This is a genomic window from Rossellomorea sp. GAMAL-10_SWC, assembly GCF_049568075.1.
Taxonomy (GTDB): Bacteria; Bacillota; Bacilli; order Bacillales; family Bacillaceae_G; genus Gottfriedia.
In genome coordinates this window covers 476292-501763 of the sequence record NZ_CP144911.1, presented here as the reverse complement: position 1 = coordinate 501763, position 25472 = coordinate 476292, and the positions used below count along the sequence as shown (strand labels likewise).

Below are 25472 nucleotides of genomic sequence, written 5' to 3'. Positions count from 1 at the left end.
TTTGGATATAAACAATCAAAAAGAGAGTCCCATTATATGAGACTCTCAATCTTAATTACTATTTGTTTAAAATGACTGTTTCAGTTGCAGCACTCACATTCCCTGCAGCATCTTTTGCAGTTACAGAGATTACCAATCCAATGTAATCGCCATAGTTTTTATGAGGTATGTCTAAACTGAAGTTCCCATTTTGATCTGCTTGTACTTCTGTCACTACATTGTTGAATTTTATAGCAACCGTCGCATTTGCTTCAGTTCTACCTGTAATTTTTTGATCTTTTTTCGTAACTGTATTAATGATTGGTGCGTCTGGTGCCGTACGATCCAATACAACAATCGATGCTGTTTCACTTTGGTTTCCAGTTGCATCATTTGCACTTACTGTTAATATACTGTCTGCTTTTTGTGGTTTAATTTGAATAGTGTAGTTTCCACTTGCATCCGTTTTGCCTGAACCTATTACAGTATTATTATTTTTCACAACAATATTGACATTAGCATTTGCTTTACCTGTAATCGCTGTATCATTATCATCAATTACATCAATAGTTGGAGTTAATAGTAATGTTGTCATCTGAATAACGTTTGAATATCCACCATTTAGAGTTCCATTCAAACCACCTACAACAACCAATCTAAAACGATAGTTTGTACTGTCACTTAACCCTGTCACTTTCGCACTTGATGAGCTAACTGTGATTGGTGTATCCAGTTTTGCATCTGTCCAAGTAGTTGGCCATGTGATACCATCATTGCTTGATTGCTGCTGAATTTTCAATCCGCCCGATACCGATACGCCAGCAGGATCTACAGCTAACCAATTAAGTGTAGCTGACGTAGTATTTTTCGAAGTAACTTTAAACGTGTTTACATTGCTGTATACTTTAGCTAGATTGAAGAAATCTGTTGCATACATATCTTTACCGTCAACATTAATTACTTCTTTTGGTTTTGCACTTACCTCTGGATTTTTTAGATAAATATTATTAGCAACTGACTGCATATCCTTTTTATCAACAATGCCGTCTTTATTAAAATCTTCTATTTGGTAATTCACACTGTCTTGTTTTCCAAGTTTGTCATAAACTTTTTTAACATCAAGGACATCAATGATACCATCGCCATTCACATCACCAGCTTTAGCTGCTGGTTGAGAACCTGCAACGAATTTAAGCTCTCCGACATCCTCGCCCCAACTTGTCTTTCTTCCTAATTTTACTTTTTGGATACTCTTTAAATAGCCAGGTGCTTCGAACACAATATCGTATGGATCATTTGAAAGTGGAATACCATGAATGTCAATATAGTTCGGATTATCAAATTCTGATTTTTCACTTATTGTTCCAAGGTATTTCTTTCCGTCAGAGCCTTGTGCGTAAGCACTTGTTACAAATTTTGATAAACCTTTTTGCGCTACATCTGAACTTATGCCTACTCCTTCAAGTTTCACATAAGACGTTACAAACGAATGTTTTTGAATCATTTGGAAGCTATTAATCTGATTAAATGCAGGTATTTCTGTAGGCTTTGTTTCACCTTGTTTCGTGTAACTAAAAGTTGTCGTATTGACTTCTGGATTTATATTATTATAAAGAATGTCATACTCATCATTTTTTACTTTAAATGTTACATCAAGAAATGGACTATCTCCACTAAAGCCTTCTGCACCGTTTAAATGTGCACCTACTTTTACCTCATCTTGGTTAATCAGTCCATCTGGGTTTTTAGCTATGACTGGATCGTCTACTTTCACAGTTATACCATGTGCATCTGCATATTCTTGGAATTTTTTATTAACCTTTACATCTACAAATTGAAGATAAGCACTGTAGAATCTAGCGTCATATGATCCTGACATTAGTTTCTCAACATTGTTCAAATCCAATGTCATCGTAATTGTATCATTTAAAGTAATTCTCTTTTTATCATAAGTAGGAACCATATATGGCGAACCTTCTTTAATAAAAGCATAATTATAAAATTCATTTAATAGATGAGCATTTCCCGCTGCATCCATAGGGAATAAAACCATTGTTGCTGGACCTTTTTCAATATCCTGTTTTTCAATTGCAAATTTCGTATCTCCATTTGGATCAAGTGGAAAATCTCCATCTGGGAACACTTTTTGGTTGTAATAATACCAAAGTGTGTTAGCTGATTGTGAAATTCCTAGTGGTGCTAATTTACTTGTCCCTTCATCGTACACGTTTGTATGAACCCAATATCCATTATAAGCTTCCCCGTTCATTGTCTCTGTTGTAAAGTCAGAATCTTTTAACTCGTATACTCCAGGAGCGTGATCTTTAAATGTAAGCTTAGGTAACGTGTTATCAATTGTAAACATTTGTAGCGGTGTCTCATATTTTGTTGTACCGTCTATATCAGTAGCTCTTAATTTTACATAATATTGACCTTCTGTTAATTTTACGTGCGGTACATTTGCATCCACTTTCTCATCTTTTGGGTCTCCAACCCATGGAATAATATCTTGGTTAGGTACAGATGCATTTATATTTTGATCAAGTGTTTTTGTTGCAGCATTTGAAAGTTCCTCTTTAATTGTAGTAGTTCCTAGTGGACGACCATCCTTGTCATAAATAAATAATCGAACTGACTGCATAGGACTATTTAGTCTATATTGGAAATATGTTAAACCTGGTATACTCATAAACGGATGTGCAGGAATCCAACTAACTTGGCTTGAAGCTGGGTTAAGTACTTTATTACTTCCAATACCTCGATCAACTACACGAACAGCGAATGGTAAACGATATTTCTCCACAGGATTATCATGATTTACAACATTCACATATCCTTCATATCGACCATTTTGTGCAGATGATGGGATACTAATTGTTGCTGTCAAATTAGAAGATGCTCCAGCATCAACAGTAACTGATTGAGTAGATGTCGTTATGACTACATTATTTGTAACTGCGTCAAGTACACCAGTTTTCGCTTTCGAGTATTCATAACTAATATCAAATTGTTTTGATTGTGTGCCTTTATTTTTAATTGTGAAATTTTTAACGCCAGTATTTGAATCTGTTGCTTTTTTATACATCGTACCATAAATGAACGATCCAGTTTTATCGTCAATTATCTTATTAATTGCTGGATCATATTGTACCGTCTTGTTCAGAACTTCAATCGAAACGGCTGAATGAACTGCTTCTTTCACATCGACTAATCCTGCTCCTACTTCGTACACAGAATAGTCGCCATTTAATTTATCAGCTGTATTCTGTAACGCTTCTTTAACTTGAGCAGGTGTGTAGTCTGGATGGGCCTGTAAAATAAGCGCTGCAATTCCCGCTACATGAGGTGTTGCCATAGACGTACCAGAAATACGAGCATATGCTGACGAATAATCGATCCCATCTTCTGGACTATGAACGTATTCAGGGTAAGAAGAATAAACTGATACACCCGGTGCTACAATATCAGGTTTAATATCATAGCTTCCAGACACTGGTCCTCTAGAACTAAAGCTTGCAAGATGATTACCATCCGTGATAAACGAACCAACGCTAGTAAACTTTATGGAAGAAGCTCCAGCCGCATTTTTTAAACGCTCTCCATCAGCTTTAGTAATTCGGAAAGAGGGAATAAAACCAGTATCTTGTGCTAAGTAACCATCAATTTCACCGTCAATATTGTTATAGACAATTACAGCCACTGCTCCAGCGTTTTTTGCATTCTTAATTTTATCAGCAAATGCATAAGTACCACGCTGAATTAAAGCAACCTTCCCTGTTAAATCGATCTTTTTTCCATTTGCATCTTTAAAGTCATCATTCCCACCTAAACCTACATAGACAACAGGGTATGATTTATTTACAAGTGTGTTTAAATCATCATTATAACCTCTACCTAACAGCTTCATATTGTTGAATGCTTCAGAACCAACAGTTGCTGATGCTGTAGGAATATTCATTGGAAAATCACTAGCACCAACCGTAATTGCTAATGCTGCTGTACCTGGCGAACCAAGTGTACCTTCATTTGGCCCAGCGTTACCAGCTGCAACAACACAAGTTACACCAGCTAAAGTAGCAGTATTTATTGCTGCCGAAGTTGGATATAACGGATCGTTCACTGAAGCGCCTAGCGATAAATTAATGACATTCATTCCATCTTTTACTGCTTTATCAATACCTGCAAGAACAGCATCTGTATACCCACCACCATAAGGTCCTAATACACGATAATTATATAAATCAACATCAGGTGCTACTCCTAACACTGGATATTTAATATTGTTTTTTGCTTGTCCTGCAATCGTTCCTGAAACGTGAGTACCATGGTAAGTATAATATTCCCCACCTTGAGATTCTGGAGAACCAGCTTTTTTCCAATCCTCTAAAGTCGTCTCCATTGGATCCGCATCATTATCAACAAAGTCCCAACCTTTTACTGTAGTTGGGTCAATGCTCGCTGGATCTACTCCATCTACTTTACGATAGCCTTTATATACACCCGTTAAATCTGGATGATTGTAATCAATCCCAGTGTCGATCACACCGACTTTGATTCCCTTACCTTTAATGCCTTCTTTATGCAAGTCTTCAATTCCTGGAAGTGGAATTGAATTCTCTTCAATTGTATCTGGATAGTTATTTTGTACTACAGTATATTGTTGATTAACAGCCGTTGATGAAGATACTGCTTTCCCACTTATGTTTGTAGAAGTACCATTGTCTTTAATCCCTAGCTCACTAGGGTCAAGCTTTACAGCTTCATTTTTAAAAATTCGGTTGACTAAACCTGACTCTAATAATTGGTTCACATAAGTTCCTGGAAGTGTCATCGCCACTCCATTAAATGCATTCTTATATTCACGTGTAATTTGAATGTCTAATTGATTAGTAGCTTCTGAAGAAGTAGCAGTACTAGGTGTAGCTGAATAAGTACTAATTGCATTTGTTCCAGCAGCTCTAGTTGGTACCATTTTTTCAACAAAATCTTTAAATAGTTTATGACTATCATTTACATCTTGAGTTGCTTCTTTTAGCGAAAGTTGGTTACCTGCTACTTTTTGCTGAAGTACCGCAACTTTTGCCGGTGCTTGATTAAATTGTGCAATTACTTGAACAGGTGCAGCGTTGTTAACATTAATTTTTGGATCAACTTTAACTTCACTCTCTGTACTAAAGCTTTTCAAAACATTTTGTTGCTCAGGTGTTAAATTCATTGCTGTAGATTGGTTACTTGTTGTTCTAGATCCTACAACGGTGTTTTGGGTATTAGTTGCTGCCAAAACATTATATGGAATCGTTGTAGAAAGTAATACACCACCAATTGTTGCACTTGCAAGTACTTTTCTAATTTTGTACTTTCCCAAGTTGTTATCCCCCTTTAACCTTTTAATAAAAATTTCCTTCTTAACTATTAGAATCTTAAAAATTTTCTTAAGATTTAACATTAAAATTATTTTACTAAAATCGACACGTATCGTGTATTGGGGGAATTTCGTACATTTCTATTAAATTTTAGTCAGCTAATATTATAAACCTTTAAATAATTCAGATTATTCCGATGATTCAACATCAAAAATATTGAACAAATTCTCTAAACTCTTGGTAAATACCAACTTTTTTAAAATTGGGGGAATTTGATAAATTTAATCATATTTTGGGGAATTTGATAGATTCATAATAATTTTTTTATGTATTTTTAATAAATCCAGATATTTACATCTTTCTCTATTTTTGGTATTTAATAAAAAAATTCCGAATTTTCAGTTTACATTGTATAGAAAAGAAATAAAAAACAAATAAAAACATGAAATACATTTGTAGCTTTGTATCTCATGTTTAAGTTATTGTCTTTACGACTTTATATACTTTTAATCACAATGTAATGGGTTTCAGGGCGTGCATTTAATCTAAGTGGTATAGATGTGGTACCATATCCATTACTTATTATTTGAGTCATGCTATTATATACATGCGTTTTTCCTTTCTCATAAGGACCAAAACCAAAAATCCTTATTTGTCCGCCATGAGTATGACCACTTAAAACAAGAGATACCCCATGTTCTTTCTTTAAAAACTTCAAGATTCTTGGATTATGACTCACTAAAAGCTTAAATGCATTTTGTTTAACACCTTGAAAGGCAAGATCAAGATCCACCTTCCCCGTTTTCAAATCATCTACTCCAATTATAGCCCATTCTCTTTGCAAATGGTTTATCGTAACAGAGGCGTTTTTCAAAACAGTTACATTCCATTTATTAAAAATAGTCACTAAATCCTTCTTTTCCATTTCGATATCATTATTACCCCAAACAAAGTAGACCTCACCAAGACTACTTAGTTTTCGAATATTTTGTGCTATCCTTGCAAGAGGCACACCTTTTTCTAATAAATCACCGCCTATAATGACAAGATCAACTTGATTAGACATCCTCTTAATAATAGAAGAATCTATTTTTCTTCTATGAATATCAGAAATAAAAAAGATTCTAATTGGCTTCTCAAGGAGCGTATTCGAAAAAGAGATTTCGTGTTTTCGAACTATATTCATATGAGCCTCTATAAACATGTAAACTAATAGCAAAAAACCTAGTAATATACAAATGAAAAAAATATAAAACATATAGCCCTCCATTTCTATCATGGACAAAATTACTTAAACGCTGTGTGCTTTCCTAAAAAGGCTTTTTCGTAAATTCTATTATTTAACTTCCTTAATAATTCTCGCTCGATTCCCTCCAACTACTACATTGTCAGGAACATCTTTTATTACAACGGCACCAGATGCGATTACTACATTATTCCCAATTGTTACTCCTGGGTTAATGATGGCTCTTCCGCCAATCCAAACATTATCACCAATCGTAACTTGTTTACCAAACTCAGCTCCACTAGCCCTCTCAACTGGATCAAGCGGATTTGTAGCAGTATAAATATGTACACCTGGTGCCATAAAACAATTTACGCCAATATGAACCGGGCAAACATCCAGTATGACACAATCAAAGTTTACATAGAAATTTTCACCTACGTGAATATTGTATCCATAATCACAACGAAACGTGGGCTCAATATTTAAGCATTCGCCAGTTGAACCAAATAACTGTTTTAATCGTCTCTCTCTTTTACTACTTTCAGTTTCAAGCGTTAAATTAAACTCTCCTTTAATACTATTTTACCAACCTTTTCCTTCATTTTTTTTTCAATTATAGCTGTTTTTGCAGGAAACTTGGGTGAAAAACTGTTACAAAATGAGAAATCATCTAAAATAATCAATCTAGCACAAGGCACTATTTTTACAGGAATTCGATCAAAATTATTTGTTATGAATCGATAAAAGTGTAACTTAATAAGTAGTCAATGAACAGAAAAATGAGTACTGTGATTAGTACTCATTTTCTTTTTTGTAGGCAAGTAAATGCATTTAATGGTCTTTTTACTTGGTTTAGTTATATTTTATTGTTATTTCTTTGAATTTAGTTGTATCACTCTATTTATTTAAGATTGGTTAACCCTTATTTGCACCCCATCAACTACGTGTTACTTCAGCACTCAATATTATTATAATATCTTCAACTCTCCAGCTTTAATCATACCCGTTTGTTTTAAGAATATGTACACGATATACGAAACAATCCCAGGTACTAATACGTATGTAACAATCATCGGTATAATAACTGAACTTCCATAAGTAGCTAATAAATTCATTGGTGCAACTAATGCACATAACCCTAAACCTGCAATTTCTTTTGGCGCTTCAATATGAAATAGGAATGCAGAAACCGGTCCTGCCACGGCACTTGCAACTGCTGTCGGTATAAGTATTTTAATATTCCTAGTTACATTAGGTAGCTGTAATTTTGGGGTAATGATCAATAATCCAAGAATACTACCTGGATCATTCTCTCGTGCAGAGATAACTGCTAATCCTACAAATTGCGCTGCACATCCCGCTAATGCAGCTCCTCCAGCTATTCCATCTAAATTCAAGGCAATTGCTAATGCAGCTGAGGAAGCAGGAGAAACAATTAAAATCCCCCAAACGACTGCTAATACAATTGAAGCAATAATTGGTGAACCTTCTGTTGAACCTTTAATAAAATTCCCAACCGCTATTAAAATTGGAGAAATCCACTTTGATAAATATAGTCCAACTATACCTGAAATTAAGATGGCAAATAAAGGCACAACCATTAAATCTAGTTTCGTTTTACCTTGAACAGCTTTTCCAACAAGGATTGCAACTAAAGCTGACAAAAGTGCTCCGACTGGTTCACCCATTTTAATGGTCATTGCCGTATCTACCATTAACAATGCCCCGGAACCGATTATTGCAGCAGCCATTGCAGAAAAAATGATTAACGTACTTGAACCTAATAACACGGCTATACCTGCGCCAATAGCTGGTGCCATTAATAACTTAGTTGATAATCCGATCGTCATTAAAGATTCAAAATGAAAAATTTTTCCAATACTCTCAAGTAAAGACCCGATACCGATCATTACAAAAACAGCATGTGCTATACCTTCTGATGCTCTAAATACTCTACTTTTTTCTTTCGCGCTCATATCATACCTACCTTTTTTTAGTAACTGCTTCTAGTATTTGCATAATGAATAGAAAATTATTAATAATTAGAAGCACAAAAAAGCGTCCAAGAAATTGGACGCTTTCAATAGGGAAATTATACCATATTTGTTGTAATACTTAAACACTCTTCCGCTTTCATTATTTGTTTCCAAACTTCATTTGTAGAAGTTCCACCTTCACTAATTCTTGCTTCCATAACCGTTTTTGGATTTAATGTATGAAAAATATCTTCTTCAAACACTTCATTAATCATCTTAAATTCCTCAAGATTTAATTCCCCAAGAAATTTATGATTCTCTATAGCATATAGAACCGTTTTTCCAACGATTTCATGAGCTTGTCGGAATGGGATAGTTTTTCGCACTAAGTAGTCAGCAAGGTCAGTAGCGTTTGAATAATCATTTTTAACAGCTTCATACATACGATTTTCGTTTACTTTCATTGTATCGATCATTCCTGAAAGTAATTGCAATGCCCCTACAACAGTATAAACAGTATCAAACATGCCTTCTTTATCTTCTTGCATGTCCTTGTTATAAGCTAAAGGAAGTCCTTTTAAAACAGTTAATAACCCGATTAAACTTCCATAAACTCTTCCAGTTTTACCTCGAAGTAATTCTGGAACATCTGGATTTTTTTTCTGCGGCATAATACTAGAGCCGGTACAAAAAGCATCGTCTAATTCAATAAACTGAAATTCTTGACTAGACCAAATGACAAATTCCTCTGATAGCCTAGAAATATGTGTCATAAGTAATGATGCATGTGAAAGGAACTCTACGATAAAATCACGATCGCTTACTGCATCTAAACTATTATGATAAATATCGCTAAAACCAAGTAATTCAGCGGTACGATAACGGTTAATTGGAAAAGTAGTTCCAGCTAATGCACCTGCACCTAGTGGTGAAATATCTACTCGTTTTAAACTATCTTTGAGACGACTCTTATCACGCTCAAGCATCCAAAAATAAGTAAGTATATGATGTGCAAATGAAACTGGCTGCGCTCTTTGCAAGTGCGTATAGCCAGGCATAATTGTATTTACATGTTTCTTTGCTTGCGAAATGATTTTATTCTGAACTTCTTCAATTAAATCAATAATGGAGGATGTGTTATTTTTTAAAAAAAGGTGCATATCCGTTGCTACTTGATCATTTCGACTGCGCCCTGTATGTAGTTTTCCTCCTACAGGACCGATTTCTTCAATTAACAAGCTTTCGATATTCATATGAATATCTTCATTTTCAATACTAAATTGAACCTCATTTTTTTCAATTTTTTTTAATATATTATTTAAACCTTCTATTATAAGTTCAGCCTCTTGGATTTCAATTATGCCACATTCTCCAAGCATCGTTGCATGTGCGATACTACCAGCTATATCTTCTTTAGCCATTATTTGATCAAATTCAATTGATGCCGTAAATTCTTCTACTAATTGGTTTGTCTCCTTCGTAAAACGTCCGCCCCAAAGTTTTGACATAACTGCCTCCTTAATCCACTCTATATTTTATTTACTTAAAACTGTATTTTTCTGTGTAACTTCGCTATATACCTTTGTTGGTAATCCCCATAATTTAATAAAGCCTACCGCTGCATTATGATCAAATAAATCACCCTTTGAATAAGTAGCAAGCTCTTCATTATATAGACTAGTTTCCGATTTTCTACCGACTACTGTATGAGTGCCTTTAAATAATTTCACACGAACAATACCACTTACTGTTTCTTGTGTTGTATTAACAAACGCATCTAAAGCACCCATTAAAGGTGAATACCATAATCCATCGTAAAGCATTTTTGAAAATTGTTGTTCAATACTTACTTTAAAATTTGTTACCTCACGAGGTAATGTAAGGAACTCTAATTCTTTATGAGCATTGATTAAGATTAGTGCTGCTGGATTTTCATATACTTCACGTGATTTTATGCCTACTAATCTATTTTCAATATGGTCGATTCTTCCAACACCGTGCTTTCCACCAATACCATTTAATTGTTCAATTAATTGAACTAGTTCAATAGACTGGCCATTCAAGCTTACAGGTACACCTTTTGAAAATTCAATTTCAATATATTCAGGAACATTCGGAGTATTTTCAATTGCATTCGTCCAATCAAAAGCTTCTTCTGGTGCTTCATTCCATGGATTCTCTAATACACCTGCTTCACAAGCTCTTCCCCAAATATTTGCATCAATTGAAAATGGATTATCTAGATCAACCGGAATTGGAACACCATTTTCATGTGCGTACTGAATTTCCTCATCACGTGTCATGCCCCATTCACGAACAGGCGCCACTACTTTTAGATTCGGATTCAAGGCCATTACAGAAACTTCAAAACGAACTTGATCATTTCCTTTTCCAGTACAACCATGTGCAACAGCAACTGCACCTTCTTGTTTTGCTACGTCGACTAATAGTTTTGCGATTAACGGTCTTGATAGAGCAGACGATAGTGGATATTTCCCTTCATATAATGCATTCGCTTTTAGAGCCGGGACAATATATTCATTTGCAAATAATTCCTTTACATTGATCATATATGACTTAATTGCTCCTAAATTTAACGCCTTTTGACGAACCGCTTCAACATCTTTCCCTTCACCTAGATCTAGACAAAGTGCAATCACATCGTAGTGATATTTCTCCTGTAACCATTTAATACAAACTGATGTGTCTAAACCACCTGAATATGCTAAAACAATTTTTTCATTTCCCATGTTATTACCCCCGATTAGATTTTTATAATAGATTTTTAGAATTATAAATTACCCATTAATGCTACTAAGATTGCTTTTTGAGCGTGAAGTCGATTTTCCGCTTCATCAAATACTACCGAATGCTTACCATCAATTACTGAAGCTGTTACTTCTTCCCCTCTGTGTGCAGGTAAGCAGTGCATGAATAAATAATCATCTTTTGCGTTTTCTAATAAGTGATCATTTACTTGATACGGGCTAAAATCTTTTAAGCGAATTTCAGTCTCTTCCTCTTGCCCCATACTGGTCCAAACATCCGTTATGACAACATCAGCTCTACTTACACCATCTACAGGATTATTCACTACTTCAATAACACTTCCAGTTGTTTTTGCAACATGTTTCATCGATTGAAGTACAACTTTATTCGGCTCATACCCTACGGGACATGCAATTGTTAAATAAACACCAAGCTTAGCTGCACCTTCAATTAAAGAATGACAGATGTTATTATTACCATCTCCTACATAAGCAATCTTCAAACCTTTTAATCTACCTTTATGCTCAAGAATTGTTAAGAAATCAGCCATAATTTGAGCAGGATGGTGCAGATCAGTTAATCCATTAATAACTGGAATTGACGAATGTTCAGCAAACTCCTTCACCATCTCATGAGTATTTGCTCGAATCATGACTCCATCTACATAACGAGAAAATACTTTCGATGTATCATGAACAGTTTCGCCTCTACCAAGCTGTAAATCTTTACTGCTCATAAAGATTGCATGACCACCTAATTGCATCATGGCAATTTCAAATGAAAGTCTCGTTCTAGTAGAATTCTTTTCAAAAATCATCCCTAACACTTTGTTTTTTAAATAAGAATGTGCCTCTCCGGCCTTTTGCATATTTTTCATCTCTAAAGATTTTTCTAGTAAAAATAATAATTCACTTGATGAAAACTCACTGATCGAAAGAAAATTTTTCCCTTTAAAATCCGACCATTTTACAGAGCTAAAATTTCCTTTTGTAACATTCCCCTTTGTCTTTTGAATATAACCATTTTTCTTTACATGATTTTCTTTCAATACTTTGCTCATAAATCCATCCCCTTTTTTTAGAAGCTTTAGATTCTTATATAATGAATGATTATACACAAATATAAATAATTATACAATTGGTTTTTTAGTTTTTTTTTGTAATTTTACTCGAATAATTTTAACGCATCACCAAAACCCTTATAAACACTCATTTTTCACTAGTACACAAGATAAAAAAAACGGGTAAAATAAAAACAGGTGAACTAACCAATCATAATTAATGATTGGTTAATCCACCTGTTTTAATATTTATTCATTTACCAAGAAATGACTTTAACATCCAAAGCATCTTTTCAATTTCAGCAATCTTACCTAAAAATAAGTCCGCTGTTTCTTGATCATCACTTTCTTCTGCAATTGAGATTACATCACGCGATTCTTGTACAACTTTTTCATAGTCTTTAATCAGATCAGATACCATTTCTTCTGCAGAAAACGTATGATTACCTTCTTTAATCGTAGCCGTTTCTAAGTATTCACGCAGCGTAGCAATTGGTTTTGCACCAATTGTTAAAATACGTTCTCCTAAATCGTCTACCATTACTTTTGCATCGTTATAATACAATTCAAATTTTTCATGTAGCGTAAAGAAATTCGGTCCTTTTACATACCAATGATAGTTATGTAATTTTACATATAATACATTCCAATTCGCCAATTGTTGATTTAAAAGACTTTCTAAATTTGCCAACTTCATTCACACTCCAATTTCTTTGTTAACATACAAAGAAATTTTTCCCAAAAAGTGTGTAGTCTATTCTATTTTTCCCATGAATGTTCAATTGTCGTTCGAAATAGTTTGTTTAAGTTCTCAGTATTCACCTTATTTGATTCAGTAATTCCCTTAACATACTCTTCAAAAAACTGAATGTTTTTTTCAATAAAATCGTTTAATACTTTTTTTCTAGGCTCTAAATCTAATTCTTCACCTTGTTTTTTTCGGATTAATAACTTGTCTACTTCTTCTAAAAATTCCTGCTCTAACCCTTCCATCTTTAAAAGTTCATCAAACAAAATTGGAGGAATTTCATTGTATTTTTGAATCCATATACAAGCTAAAATTGGTCTTAATACATAAAAATATTTTTTAATCTTAACTTCTTCCCCTTGCAAATAATCACGGTAATTACCTTTGGCCATATGGAGATAATGGTAAATACACGCCTTTTTAGAAAGAATTTCATTACCGATTTTTCTTAATTCTTCTGAAATCGTTAAATCATCATAATAAACAATTGGAGACCTTAACCATTCTAATAAAGCCGGGTTTGACTTTGCAAAAAGATTAAGTGCTTTTTTTATGTCCCACCCACTAAAGTCGAGTAAATCATTGATTGGATATTCAATTACATCACGTTTTTGGTCAATGCTTAAATACCAACCTTTGCGATGCACATAAACAAAACGCACATCATAATCACTGTCTTTAGATGGAAATCCCCACGCTCTACTACCGGACTCAACTGCAAATAGTATTATTACGTCATGTTCGGTTTCTATTTGTTTCAGTTTTTCTATAATGATTTCCTGCATAATTATCCACTTCCCCCCCGTCAATAAATGTTTAGTTTAAATAGTATTATAAATATTATAGAATCTAGATCGAAATCTACTTTCATCTTTTATTATAAAATAAAAAAGAAAACCATACACCCTATGGTATACAGTCAAATCGAGGATTAAAAAAAGAAAAAGACAGTCGTTTAATGACTGCCCCAGTATGTAGATAAAGTACAAAAAACCAGATTTTCAGACTGATTGCAAGCGCTTGTCTTTCGAGGCGCGAAGCCTGGTGAGGAGCGGAGTTACCCTAGACGGTAATGAGCACCGCAGACAGGCGAAGCAACGAAGAAAGCGAGCGTTTTCGGGCAGTCTGAGACAGTCGTTTAATGACTGCCCTTTAAAAACTCTCTTAGCCTATCTGATAACTCATCCATATTTTGAACTCCTTCTTTAACTGTTTGAACGACCATTTCAAAATTTGGTTCTTTCAATTGCAATTCTTCATATAACCAATCATATAGATTTCTAGCGTCGGAACATAATTGATTTAAGCATTCCTCTTTGTTGGAAGGAAAAAACTAAATCTTCTAACGTTAGTTCTCTTTTTTCTTTAGCTATTTCATTTCCTATTATCTGACTTCTTTTCAAATTTTCTTTTCCTAATTCTTCTACTTTATCCCACAATTCTTCACTCATTCGATCACCTACAAATTCTTACATTAAAGGAGCTTCAATTACTTTAGCGATTGTATTTACTCCTAGATACTTTCCATTTTTCACCTCAAGCATAGTATCTCCAAATACATTAAAAAATGACTGAAATCTTCCAACTAAGATTTATTACTATCACTATCATTTAATCAATTTCATTTCTCCTACTTAAAGATAATTGGATAAGTTGGTCATATAGTCGTCTAATCAAATACCAATTTGTCTCCATCTTATGGATGTAGAACTGCATGTACCCATCTTCTGCTCTTAATGGTCGAAGATAAATTACTCCATATGGCATTTGCCCATTTAACTCCTTGCATATATTATGAGAGAAAATACAGAGAATTAATCTAGATTCCAATATAAAATAGTATAATCGATAGGATGTGGCTTAAGTGGAAAACTTTATCTATGTTTTAAAACCAGTTCAATCTTCTTTTTTACATGATTCAACGGAAGAAGAACGAAATATTGTATCAGAGCATTTCCATTATCTTCAAAACTTAAATAAAGAAAAGACAGTATCTTTAGCAGGAAGAACCGAACAATCAGAATTCGGTATTGTCATCTTAAAAACAGAAAACTTACAGCATGCAGAGGAAATCATGCAAAATGATCCGGCTGTTAAAAAGAATGTTATGACTGCTGAATTATATCCATTTTTAATTGCATTAACTTAAATACAAAAAGTGCATCGAAAATGACTAATACAAGCCAATCTTGATGCACTTTTATTGTTAATTACTTAAAATTAAAAAATATATTTTCTAATTCTTTTATCGTAGTAGCTTTCTTAGCTACCTCAGACTTTTCTTGATAGAAACTAATATTACTAAAACGATGTAGTAATAAATAAATCATTAATTCTTTTTGTAAGCCCTCATTTAATTCGTTATTCGTATAGCCATAGCTCTCTAGAAAAATTTTATTTAGTCCTTCAAATGGATAAAACATAAACGCTATTGGCCCAAGCAAATCATATTTTGAGTTTCCTACAAAGCAATCAGCAAAATCAATTAAACCAGTAAACCGCCACATGTCATCAACTTTATTCATGATTAAATTAAATGGTGTGTATTCTCCGGTTAATAATACGATTTGTTCTTTTCCTTGTAATGTTTTATCTTCTATATAGTTTGTTAATTGGGTAAATAATTCATCATTCATTCCGTTGTTTTTATGATGATTCTCTACTTGCTCTATTTGATTTGTAATAAATTTCTTCCAATGATCATTATCATCTTGTTTTGTTGAGATCGTTGCGTCATGGATTTCTCTTATTATTTTTCCTAAATCAAACGCAATTTGCTTTTTCTCCTCAAAATTCAGTTCATCAAAGACATCAATTAAAAGAGTCCCTTTTAGTTCACTCATTACTAAATAGCTCCAGCCTTCAAATTGACCAGTTGAAATTAATTTAGGAACATCTACGGAGAGAGTTCGGCCGTTTAAAAACTCAAGAACCTGTTTCTCTTTTATGAACTCGTCATTCACATAAGAAGGATATAATTTAATGACAATTTCACCATCTATACTAAAAACAATATTTCCACCGTACGAAAATCGATTAAGCTTCTCATAATCGATCTTTTCTAACTCACAAATTTTACGAATCTTGCCTTCCCAAAAACAATTTTTCTCGCGCATTATTCTATATTTTTCTTTTGTTATTTTATAAAGATAGGTCATCCATTCTACCTCAATTATTAAATTTTTTTTTATTAATTTCCCTTCTACGCAGAAAGATTTTGATTTAATACCGCTCTTTTTTTTATATTAAGTACAAATAAAGTTGCAACTAAACAAAAGATACCTGCTGCAATAAAGATTGATTGGTAAGCATTTAACCAAGAATAAACTAAACCTCCACCATATGCTGCTGCTCCAGCACCTAATTGATGGGCAGTATAAATCCATCCATAGATTACCCCTACCTTCTCTTTACCAAAATGGTCCGTCGCTAGTTTAATAGTTGGCGGAACTGTAGCAATCCAATCCATCCCATAGAAAATGGCAAAAGCACTTAAATAAATGATTGAATTAGTAGATAAAGCAAAAGGTAGAATAAGTAGTGATAATCCTCTTAAACCATAATACCAAAATAACAACCAACGATTATCAAAGCGATCAGAAATATATCCGGATAAAGTCGTTCCGATAATATTAAATATTCCCATGAACGCTAAAATACTAGCAGCCGTAACCTCTTTATATCCATAATCCATACAAAGTGAGATAAAATGAGTCCCAATTAAACCACTAGTTGAAAAGCCACAAACGAAGAAACTTCCCGCTAATAACCAAAAAACTTTTGATTTAGCACCTAATTTTAACCCATCAAAAGCTGCCTTCACCGGATTAATATTGTTCGCTTGCTTCTTATTACTTTTTTCAGCCCCTAAAGGTAAAACCCCAACATCTGCTGGATCATTCCTCATAAAAATCCAAAGTAATACATAAATGAAAACACCAAAAGAAAATATGGTTAAAACGGCATTTCTCCAAGAATAATTTTCAACAATATATGCCATAAGCGGCAAGAAAACAAGTTGACCGGCTGCTGAACTAGAAGTTAAAAGCCCAAGTGCTAAACCACGCTTTTTTTCAAACCAGGTAGTTGCAACATACGCATTTAAAACCGTCAAAAATGCCCCTGCACTTAATCCAATAATGATTCCCCAAATGATAAATAAATGCCAAATTCGTGTCATAATTGTTGTTAGTAAAATAGCAACTAATAATGTTCCCATACCTACTAGCAATACTTTTCGTACACTAAACTTTTGATATAAGCCAGCAATAAATGGACCAGAGAATCCAACAAGAGTTATACAAATCGCAAACGCACCAGAAATTGATGCCCTACTCCAACCAAATTCCTTTTCAAAAGGAATCATCATCACTCCAGACATCGTATTTGTTACTGCAGCAATAATGACGGATAAGAAAGTAACAATTAAAATAATCCAAGCATAATGTATTTTTCCACTTTGCAATCAAACTCCTCCTTCATTAGTAGACCATGATTTTTCTCTCATTTAATAACATTTTTTTCAGTTGATCTACACTATTAATAATTGCATTCGCTCCTGCATTAGTTAATTCCAATTCAGATCCATATCCGTAGGTTATTCCAATTGAATCAATATTAGCGATTTTTGCACCTTTTATATCGTGAAATCGATCCCCAACCATTACGGAATCTTCCTTAGAAAGTTTATTATTCTTTTCAAAAATATACTCAATGATCTCGCCTTTATCGATTCTTGTGCCGTCTAGTTCACTTCCAACAATTTGAATAAAAAACTCATCAAGCTGGAAATGGCTCAATATTTCCCTTGCGAAAATAGTAGGTTTTGAAGTTGCTACATATAATCTTTTTTTCTCTTTTTGGAGTTCGCTTAGAAGTTCACGTATCCCATCATATACATTATTTTCAATCATACCACTCTGCGAAAAGTATTCGCGATAAAAATGAACTGCATTTAATAATTCTTTTTCATTAAATTGGAAAATTTCCGAAAATGATTGCTGAATCGGAGGGCCAATAAATTTTAAAAGCTCTGATTCTATTGGAATAGCTTTATTCATTTTCTCTAATGCATACTTTACTGAGTTCAAAATCCCTACCTTTGGATCCGTCAATGTACCATCTAAATCGAACAAAATTGTATTATAAGTCATTATTTTCTTCCTCCATCAATAGTACTCCACAAAAAAGCGTTAGCATTTTTAGCTAACGCAAATTGATTCATTTAAATTTTCCATTCTTTTTTCAACATACTATAAACAGCTATATCATAATACTTTTCTCTAATTTGCTGTGCTTCTCTTTGGACACCTTCTTGTTTAAAATTTAAACGTTCAGGAATTGCCCTACTCTTACCATTTTCAACAGCTGCTCTAATCACAACTCGATTAAGATTAAGCTCATCATAACAATATGAAACTAAGCCTTCTACAGCACGAGTCATTATTCCCTTACCTTGTACATGTTCACTTAGCCAATAGCCTATTTCAGTTGTTTGATTCGACCAGTCTATATAATGTAATCCTACCATACCTACTAGTTCATTTTTATAAAAAATGCCCGCTTCAAAACCATTATTATCTGCAAATTTTTGTAACCACATAGGTATAATCGATTTTTGATAATCCTCGATCAATGGTATATTTTCAGCCCAAATCAACCATTCTTTTAAGGAGTTTTGATTTTCCTTCAGTGCCTCTACTAATGTTGCTGCATATTTCGGTGTTAATAAATTGATTGATAAATCCTCACTAATTTGAACTTTAAACATGTCTATCCTCCTTTTTTACTAAGACATTAAATCTAATTAGCTAATTACATTTCTTCAGATTTAGGAGAAGTATTGTAACCAAATCTAATTTCTGCTTTTATATTAATCTACTTTAATTCTCTATCAACTGCTCTAAATCCTCTGACTTCAAAAAAATTCTTACCTACAATGTTAATCCATTGTTCACTAGACATAAAATCTACATTTTATTAATAGTTTTTAATATATTTTTGGAACAAGTTTCACAATCACTTGCCTAATCACTAGTTACATAGTATATTTTTTCACAAGGAATATTAAAAACTTCTAATTATTCCTTAAAAATAAATATCAAACATGAGGTAAATTCATGCAAAACTGGATTATTGAAACAATGGATACTTTTGGCTATTTAGGTATCTTTTTATTAATTGCATTAGAAAACATATTTCCTCCAATTCCTTCCGAAGTAATTTTAACGTTTGGAGGGTTCATGACGACAGAATCTTCACTATCTAAAATAGGTGTTATTTTCTTTTCAACTTTAGGATCAGTAATTGGGGCAATCATACTTTTTTGGTTTGGTACTTTACTAGATATAAAAACGTTAGAAAAAATCGTAGAACGCTGGGGGCATTTTTTACGTTTAACTAAAAAGGATGTCCATAAAGCGGACGAATGGTTTTCAAAATACGGTGTTTGGACTGTCTTTTTCTGTAGGCTGATTCCATTAATACGTAGTTTAATTTCTATCCCAGCTGGAATGGCACGTATGAATTTTTGGATCTTTTTGTTATTTACAACTTTAGGCTCATTAATATGGAATACAATTTTAGTTTTAGTTGGTGCATCAGTCGGTGCATCCTGGGAAAAGATTGTTGAGTATATGGATGTGTACTCAAGTATTATTTATGGAATTTTATTGATTGGATTGGTCGTTTTTATCTTCCTTTTTATCAAAAAAAGAAAACGCTCTGCTTAAATAAGAAGAAAAACTCAGACTAATTTCGTTTAGTCTGAGTTAGTTTGTAGACAAAGTTCTAAAAACCTGATTATCAGACTGATTGCAAGCGCTTGTCTTTCGAGGCGCGAAGCCTGGTGAGGAGCGGAGTTACCTTGGACGGTAATGAGCACCGCAGATAGGCGAAGCAACGAAGAAAGCGAGGGTTTGTCAACAGACTGAGTTTTTTAGCTTTATTTATGTCTAAGTATTCTCATCGAATTCAATACTGCCAATACAGTAACTCCAACATCTGAAATTACTGCTTCCCACATTGTAGCGATTCCGATTACACCTAGTAATAAGAAAAATCCTTTCACTGCTAAAGCAAAAAAGATGTTTTGCCATACAATTTGTCTTGTTCGTTTAGCGATTTTAATTGCATCTACAATTTTTGAAGGTTCATCCGACATTAATACAACATCAGCAGCTTCGATCGCTGCATCGGAACCAATTCCTCCCATTGCAATACCTATATCTGCTTGTGCTAAAACTGGTGCATCATTAATACCGTCCCCAACAAAAGCAATCTTTTCTTTCGATGATTTTATCTTATCAATCAATTCAAGCTTTTCTACTTTTTGATGTGGAAGTAGCTCTGAATAAATATCATCTATTGCTAATTCCTTACCAATACTTTTCGCCACTAAGTTAGAATCACCGGTTAACATGACAATCTTTTTAATTCCAACTTTTTTAAGCTCAAGTATCGCTTTTTTTGCATCATCTTTTAGTTGATCTGCAATGACAATTGATCCTATATAATGATTATTTTTTGCTAAATAAACTGTTGTACCTACTTCTCTAGTTGGTTCATATAAAATTGAATGACTTTCCATTAGTCTTGAATTCCCTACTAACAGAGCATCTCCATTAATCGTAACGCTAATTCCATGTCCGGCAATTTCAGTATAGTTAGATAGCTTTGCTTCAACAATATCTTTACCATACTTTTGACGAATCGATAATGCGATTGGATGAGTAGAATAAAACTCTCCAAAAGCAGCTAATTCCAATAGCTCCTCTTTCGAATGACCACGTGTAGGTATAATCGAGCTTACTTGGAATTGCCCTTTCGTCAATGTTCCTGTTTTATCAAACACAATATATTTCAAATCATTTAATGCTTCTAAATAATTACTTCCTTTTACTAATACTCCTGATTTTGATGCCGCTCCGATTCCTCCAAAAAATCCTAAAGGAATTGAAACAACTAGTGCACAAGGACATGAAATAACTAGGAAAATTAATGCTCGATATACCCAATCATATAGCGTTTCACCAGGAATAATAATTGGCGGGATGATTGCAATAATGGCTGCTGTGATTACAACTATAGGTGTATAGACCTTTGCAAATTTTGTAATAAAATTTTCTGTAGGAGCCTTTTTATTTGTTGCATTTTGAACAAGTTCTAATATTTTTGAAACTGTCGATTCATTAAATTCCTTCTTGACTTCGATTTCGAGTAAACCTTGAACATTTATAAATCCACTTAATACTTCATCGCCCTCAAATATTTCTCTTGGTAATGACTCTCCTGTTAATGCAGAAGTATCAACACTTGAAAATCCACTTTTTACAATTCCGTCTAACGGAACCCTTTCCCCAGGTTTAACGATGATCATATCTCCAATTTGAATCTTTTCAGGAGATACTTGTTCAGTTTTGTCACCATTTTTTAAATTAGCATAATCAGGACGTATATCCATTAATTTTGAAATCGAATTCCGTGAACGATTTACTGCAATACTTTGGAACAATTCACCTAGCTGATAAAATAGCATAACTGCAACAGCTTCAGGATACTCACCAATAATAAATGCTCCAATTGTAGCAACTCCCATTAAAAAATTCTCATCAAATACTTGCCCTCTAAAAATATTTCGAATCGCTTTTAGAACAACGTCAGCACCCGCTATTAAATAGGCAGCTATAAAAATAATCAATTGAAAGAGCATAGGTACATTAAGTAATTGAGCTAAGATTAATAAAACAGTACCGCTCCCTAATTTAACAATAAGTTTTTTTGTTTCAGCATTCATTCCCTGTTGCTTCTCTTGCCCAAGTTTTAAATCAATTTTTGAAACAGGATTAATATGCGGTTCTAATACACGAATCTTATCTTTAGCGCTCTCGATAACCGATTCTTTTTGTTCCTCACTCGTTGTAATTGTCATCGTTAATGTTGCAAAATTTACTGAACATGCATCAACGCCTTCAAGTGTGGAAATTCTTTTTTCAATCTTCATTGCACAATTAGCGCAATCAAGACCTTCTAATTTTAATTCACTATTTACTTGCCTTTGCCCCCTACTCAACAAACTCAACTCCTCTCAAGAAACACCTATATTAATCCTCTAAAATATGTTCTAGTGCTTGATTGAAAATTTGCGTAACATGATTATCTGCTAACGAATAATAAACTACTTTACCTTCTTTACGATTTTTTACTAAATGCGCCTGTTTTAATACACGTAACTGATGTGATATAGATGATTGAGTCATTTCTAATAAATAAGCTAGGTCACATACACACATCTCAGATTGACTTAGTGCATGTAATATTCTCGTTCTCGTCTTATCTCCAAGAACTTTAAAAAGTTCTGCTACTCCTGTCAGTGTTTCAATATTTAACATGCTTTCTTTTACTGAAAGAATTATATCCTCGTGCATAACCGTTTGTTGACAAGCTTCTTCACAAACTTCATCAACTTTCTTCTTTTCTTCAATCATAACTGTCCTCCTATGAATACATGAACAATCATTCATGTGTTTTCTTTATATATATTATATGAGTAATTGTTCATATGTGTCAAAACATTATTTGTAAAATTTAAAGGAATATTTCATATGATAAAGAAATGATTAGTAATGCATACAAAAGGAGAAAAATTAATGACTCTAATCGGATATCTTTTTTGGGGAATTTGCTTAGCAGCCGTAATACTTACCTTTTTAATCGGAAAAAAATTAGGAACAACTCCTCCTTATAAAACAGAGCATCAAGCATTATTTGAAGAAATAACGAAAATTGATCGAGCTTTAGTGCAGGAATAAACGTTATAAATAAAAAAGTCAGACAGTTACCGGAATTACTCAGTAACTGTCTGACTTTTAATTTTTTCCTATATCTTTAACCCTGTTCTTTTGGCATAGGGGTATTTGTCGGCTTGGCATATCCTTCTTTGTATTTATTATCAATGACTTTTCGAATTTCAAAAGGCGTTTTTCCTTCTTGCTGTAATTTCGCTGATTCAACTGCAATTTCCATACAGTTGACACATGAAGTAGCATGGCTATCCCACACGATTGAACCATCTTCTTTTACTTCATGAATAAAGCAATCTAAATTACTTTTATGACCTACACTTTCACCACAACCACAATAACACGGAATATTTTTAAGTAAATCAGCATGTTGTGCTGCCACCATATAAATTTGTTGAATCTGTTGTTCTTTATCGCCTAAAAACTTCGGCAAAGTTTCGTTATTAATTGTTTGTTCTCTAATATCACTTGTTTGAACATGTTCGGCATGATTTTCGTGTTTCTTCGTATCATTCGTTTCTACTTGGTGATTACTGCATCCTGTAAATAAAATCGAAATTGTTAAAGCTGAAAGTACATTATGAATTGTTTTTCGTTTCATCCTTTTCCTCCAATAAATGCACGTTAATCTTATTTTAATAATTATTGGAGTGGAAAACAAATGATATTTAAATCTGATACCAATGATTGAACGTAACTATGAATAAATAACTGAGTCGATCTGCATTTGCAATAAACTTGTAAGTAAAAAGAAAAATCTTATCAAAAAACCAGCCCAAGCAAAACGTCTATATTTTTCCCATCGTTCCAGATTATCATTCCGTTTACAAATCCACATTAAAATCCAAAATCCAAGTGGTAAAATTGGTATTTCAATACGGTATTGATCGAAATTCAAATTAATACTAATGACAAATAATCCGATAAGCATTGTAAGAATAGCCTTCCATACTTCAGGCTTCAAATCATTCGTCTTATAGACCCTATAAAATAAAATTCCAAGAGTTATATAATTTACTAGCGTAATAATGATGGTGGAAGCAAAATGATATTCATCAAAATGAATATTGAAATCCATTAGTACCTCCTTTTAGATAATTTGATGGTTTCTAATATTTATGACGATCTTTACGATAATATTTAGTTAATTCATCATTTTCATCATCATTTGATTCTAAAATTAAATTAAATCCTTTTTTCTCAAGAATCTTTACTGAATAGATGTTTTTTGCTTCAACGGTAGCTATTATAAAATTTAACTTTCTAATTTCAAAACAATAATCTTCTATTAAACTAGCAATCTCAGAGCCATAACCATTTCCCCATTCTTCTTCAGCTAATCGATAGCCTATTTCAAACTCATCCGCTTCATTTTTTATGACCGCGCATGTTCCAATCAATTGATTAGTCTCATTTTTACAAACTGCCATCACTTCAAAATCAGCGTTTTTCTCCTTATACATTTGAAGAATTTTATTTAATTCATTTTCAGTTTCTTCTAATGTTTTGGGACGATTTGTAATGTATCTCATTACCTTCACATTAGATTGAAGTTTGTGTAAATGCTCTAGGTCATCCATTTTAAGCTTTCTTATATATAGTCTATTTGATTTCATAATCATGGTTATCTCCCGTTACCAGTGTGTAATAAAAAATACTAAAAACTTGATTTTCAGACTGATTGCAAGCGCTTGTCTTTCGAGGAGCGGAGTTACCTTAAACGGTAATGAGCACCGCAGACAAGCGAAGCAACGAAGAAAGCGAGCGTTTGTCAACAGTCTGAGTCAACTATTAAAATAGGTGACCAATCCAATTAACAAATACATGTTTTTTTCTTTACTCCAAGCTTTCCCCTAGCTTCGACCTTTTCAATATAATCAGTCGCAAGAGGTACCTTACAAGCCGTATCTCCTACGTCCACGTGGACTTTTCCAATCTTTTGACCAACCATCATTGCTTCAACTGTTAGACTTGGAACAAAACTACCTACTGAAATTACAAACCCATTCATTGTATAACGAACTCTATTTTTTGAAGTATGTATATTATTTTCAATATAATTAAGCAATTCACGAACTTCTTCCTTATCAATCTCTTCATCTGGTGCAACTGATAAATAATGACTATACGTACTCCATCCACAATTTTCAATCAATTCATCTTCTGACTTCAACCATTCTCTAGCTAATTCGATTGCATACTGGCTTTCTGCTGCAACTGCACCTACAATACTTTCAGAAATCATATACCAATGAGCTTCTTTCGCCCAATTTTGAAGCTGTTCTTTCGTCATTAATTTCGGATTAATTGACAAACCCGCTAAATACATCGCATCTGAATTTCCTGTATGAAAAAGTGATAATGCTAATTCCTGATCCTTTTTAACATATTTAACAAGCTTTTTCATATCACCAATTTTAACCCCAAAGAATGGTTCCTTTGCACCATGACGCAAAAAAGTTTTTTTCGTTTGCTCAGTTCCCATTTCCTTTAATGATTTCATAACTTCTTCTAATGTCATTATATTCTCCCCCTTAATAAAGGTTTGT

23 protein-coding genes and 1 pseudogene are annotated in these 25472 nt (G+C 33.4%); 3 read left to right on the top strand and 21 right to left on the bottom strand.

The features are described 5' to 3' along the window. Positions 1-58 precede the first annotated feature (58 nt). The 11 genes and pseudogenes from V5E38_RS02435 to V5E38_RS02385 all read right to left on the bottom strand — a co-directional run bounded on the left by V5E38_RS02435 (position 59) and on the right by V5E38_RS02385 (position 14890). Positions 59-5344: a S8 family serine peptidase gene (locus V5E38_RS02435; RefSeq protein WP_499212085.1), complete on the bottom strand. Its 5286-nt coding sequence runs from the start codon at positions 5342-5344 to the stop codon at positions 59-61. Between the two features lie 494 nt (positions 5345-5838). Next, the gene (locus tag V5E38_RS02430; protein WP_499212084.1) at positions 5839-6600 is read right to left on the bottom strand and encodes a metallophosphoesterase; all 762 of its coding nucleotides are present in this window, start codon (positions 6598-6600) and stop codon (positions 5839-5841) included. A gap of 78 nt (positions 6601-6678) precedes the next feature. After that, positions 6679-7086 (bottom strand): annotated as a pseudogene (locus V5E38_RS02425) (DapH/DapD/GlmU-related protein); the annotation flags it as partial. A gap of 452 nt (positions 7087-7538) precedes the next feature. Continuing rightward, positions 7539-8546, bottom strand: a complete 1008-nt coding sequence (locus tag V5E38_RS02420; RefSeq protein ID WP_499212083.1) for a PTS sugar transporter subunit IIC — start codon at positions 8544-8546, stop codon at positions 7539-7541. Positions 8547-8662: 116 nt separating this feature from the next. Further along, on the bottom strand, positions 8663-10054 hold the full coding sequence (argH, locus tag V5E38_RS02415) for an argininosuccinate lyase (RefSeq protein WP_499212082.1): 1392 nt from the start codon (positions 10052-10054) through the stop codon (positions 8663-8665). 27 nt (positions 10055-10081) lie between these two features. Further along, entirely contained in the window at positions 10082-11296 is a 1215-nt protein-coding gene (locus V5E38_RS02410) for an argininosuccinate synthase (RefSeq protein ID WP_499212081.1), read from the bottom strand. Positions 11297-11337: 41 nt separating this feature from the next. Further along, positions 11338-12375 (bottom strand): ornithine carbamoyltransferase, encoded by a 1038-nt coding sequence (argF, locus tag V5E38_RS02405; protein ID WP_499212080.1) that lies wholly within the window; start codon positions 12373-12375, stop codon positions 11338-11340. 253 nt (positions 12376-12628) lie between these two features. Next, the gene (locus V5E38_RS02400) at positions 12629-13066 is read right to left on the bottom strand and encodes a Dps family protein (protein ID WP_499212079.1); all 438 of its coding nucleotides are present in this window, start codon (positions 13064-13066) and stop codon (positions 12629-12631) included. Positions 13067-13134: 68 nt separating this feature from the next. After that, entirely contained in the window at positions 13135-13908 is a 774-nt protein-coding gene (locus V5E38_RS02395; RefSeq protein WP_499212078.1) for a nucleotidyltransferase domain-containing protein, read from the bottom strand. A 495-nt stretch (positions 13909-14403) separates the two neighbouring features. Then, positions 14404-14574, bottom strand: a complete 171-nt coding sequence (locus V5E38_RS02390; RefSeq protein ID WP_499212077.1) for a hypothetical protein — start codon at positions 14572-14574, stop codon at positions 14404-14406. A 160-nt stretch (positions 14575-14734) separates the two neighbouring features. Further along, a complete protein-coding gene (locus V5E38_RS02385; RefSeq protein WP_499212076.1) occupies positions 14735-14890 on the bottom strand; it encodes a hypothetical protein in 156 nt (51 codons plus the stop codon). 97 nt (positions 14891-14987) lie between these two features. Here V5E38_RS02385 and V5E38_RS02380 point away from each other — a divergent pair, with 97 nt between their 5' ends. Continuing rightward, a complete protein-coding gene (locus V5E38_RS02380) occupies positions 14988-15272 on the top strand; it encodes a YciI family protein (RefSeq protein ID WP_499212075.1) in 285 nt (94 codons plus the stop codon). Between the two features lie 61 nt (positions 15273-15333). Here V5E38_RS02380 and V5E38_RS02375 read toward each other — a convergent pair whose 3' ends face one another. From V5E38_RS02375 to V5E38_RS02360, 4 genes are all read right to left on the bottom strand, one after another. Next, positions 15334-16281 (bottom strand): aminoglycoside phosphotransferase family protein, encoded by a 948-nt coding sequence (locus V5E38_RS02375; protein WP_499212074.1) that lies wholly within the window; start codon positions 16279-16281, stop codon positions 15334-15336. 44 nt (positions 16282-16325) lie between these two features. Next, a complete protein-coding gene (locus V5E38_RS02370; protein WP_499212073.1) occupies positions 16326-17588 on the bottom strand; it encodes an MFS transporter in 1263 nt (420 codons plus the stop codon). 16 nt (positions 17589-17604) lie between these two features. Further along, positions 17605-18276: an HAD family hydrolase gene (locus tag V5E38_RS02365; protein ID WP_499212072.1), complete on the bottom strand. Its 672-nt coding sequence runs from the start codon at positions 18274-18276 to the stop codon at positions 17605-17607. Positions 18277-18347: 71 nt separating this feature from the next. Further along, complete coding sequence (locus V5E38_RS02360; RefSeq protein WP_499212071.1) at positions 18348-18893, bottom strand: GNAT family N-acetyltransferase; 546 nt, start codon at positions 18891-18893, stop codon at positions 18348-18350. A gap of 349 nt (positions 18894-19242) precedes the next feature. Here V5E38_RS02360 and V5E38_RS02355 point away from each other — a divergent pair, with 349 nt between their 5' ends. Continuing rightward, a complete protein-coding gene (locus tag V5E38_RS02355; protein WP_499212070.1) occupies positions 19243-19854 on the top strand; it encodes a DedA family protein in 612 nt (203 codons plus the stop codon). 212 nt (positions 19855-20066) lie between these two features. Here V5E38_RS02355 and V5E38_RS02350 read toward each other — a convergent pair whose 3' ends face one another. Together V5E38_RS02350 and V5E38_RS02345 are read right to left on the bottom strand one after the other, a co-directional pair. Further along, the gene (locus tag V5E38_RS02350; protein ID WP_499212069.1) at positions 20067-22193 is read right to left on the bottom strand and encodes a heavy metal translocating P-type ATPase; all 2127 of its coding nucleotides are present in this window, start codon (positions 22191-22193) and stop codon (positions 20067-20069) included. Between the two features lie 31 nt (positions 22194-22224). Beyond that, on the bottom strand, positions 22225-22608 hold the full coding sequence (locus V5E38_RS02345) for an ArsR/SmtB family transcription factor (protein ID WP_335479253.1): 384 nt from the start codon (positions 22606-22608) through the stop codon (positions 22225-22227). Positions 22609-22770: 162 nt separating this feature from the next. Between V5E38_RS02345 and V5E38_RS02340 the strand changes: the two genes are divergently transcribed. Next, on the top strand, positions 22771-22932 hold the full coding sequence (locus V5E38_RS02340; RefSeq protein ID WP_499212068.1) for a hypothetical protein: 162 nt from the start codon (positions 22771-22773) through the stop codon (positions 22930-22932). A 76-nt stretch (positions 22933-23008) separates the two neighbouring features. On the opposite strand, the gene V5E38_RS02335 is transcribed toward V5E38_RS02340, so the two are convergent. The 4 genes from V5E38_RS02335 to V5E38_RS02320 all read right to left on the bottom strand — a co-directional run bounded on the left by V5E38_RS02335 (position 23009) and on the right by V5E38_RS02320 (position 25444). Continuing rightward, positions 23009-23524: a PCYCGC motif-containing (lipo)protein gene (locus V5E38_RS02335; RefSeq protein WP_499212067.1), complete on the bottom strand. Its 516-nt coding sequence runs from the start codon at positions 23522-23524 to the stop codon at positions 23009-23011. Positions 23525-23620: 96 nt separating this feature from the next. Further along, positions 23621-24001 (bottom strand): hypothetical protein, encoded by a 381-nt coding sequence (locus tag V5E38_RS02330; protein WP_499212066.1) that lies wholly within the window; start codon positions 23999-24001, stop codon positions 23621-23623. 31 nt (positions 24002-24032) lie between these two features. After that, positions 24033-24539, bottom strand: a complete 507-nt coding sequence (locus tag V5E38_RS02325) for a GNAT family N-acetyltransferase (protein ID WP_499212065.1) — start codon at positions 24537-24539, stop codon at positions 24033-24035. A gap of 197 nt (positions 24540-24736) precedes the next feature. Beyond that, on the bottom strand, positions 24737-25444 hold the full coding sequence (locus V5E38_RS02320; protein ID WP_499212064.1) for a DNA alkylation repair protein: 708 nt from the start codon (positions 25442-25444) through the stop codon (positions 24737-24739). Positions 25445-25472: the final 28 nt, after the last annotated feature.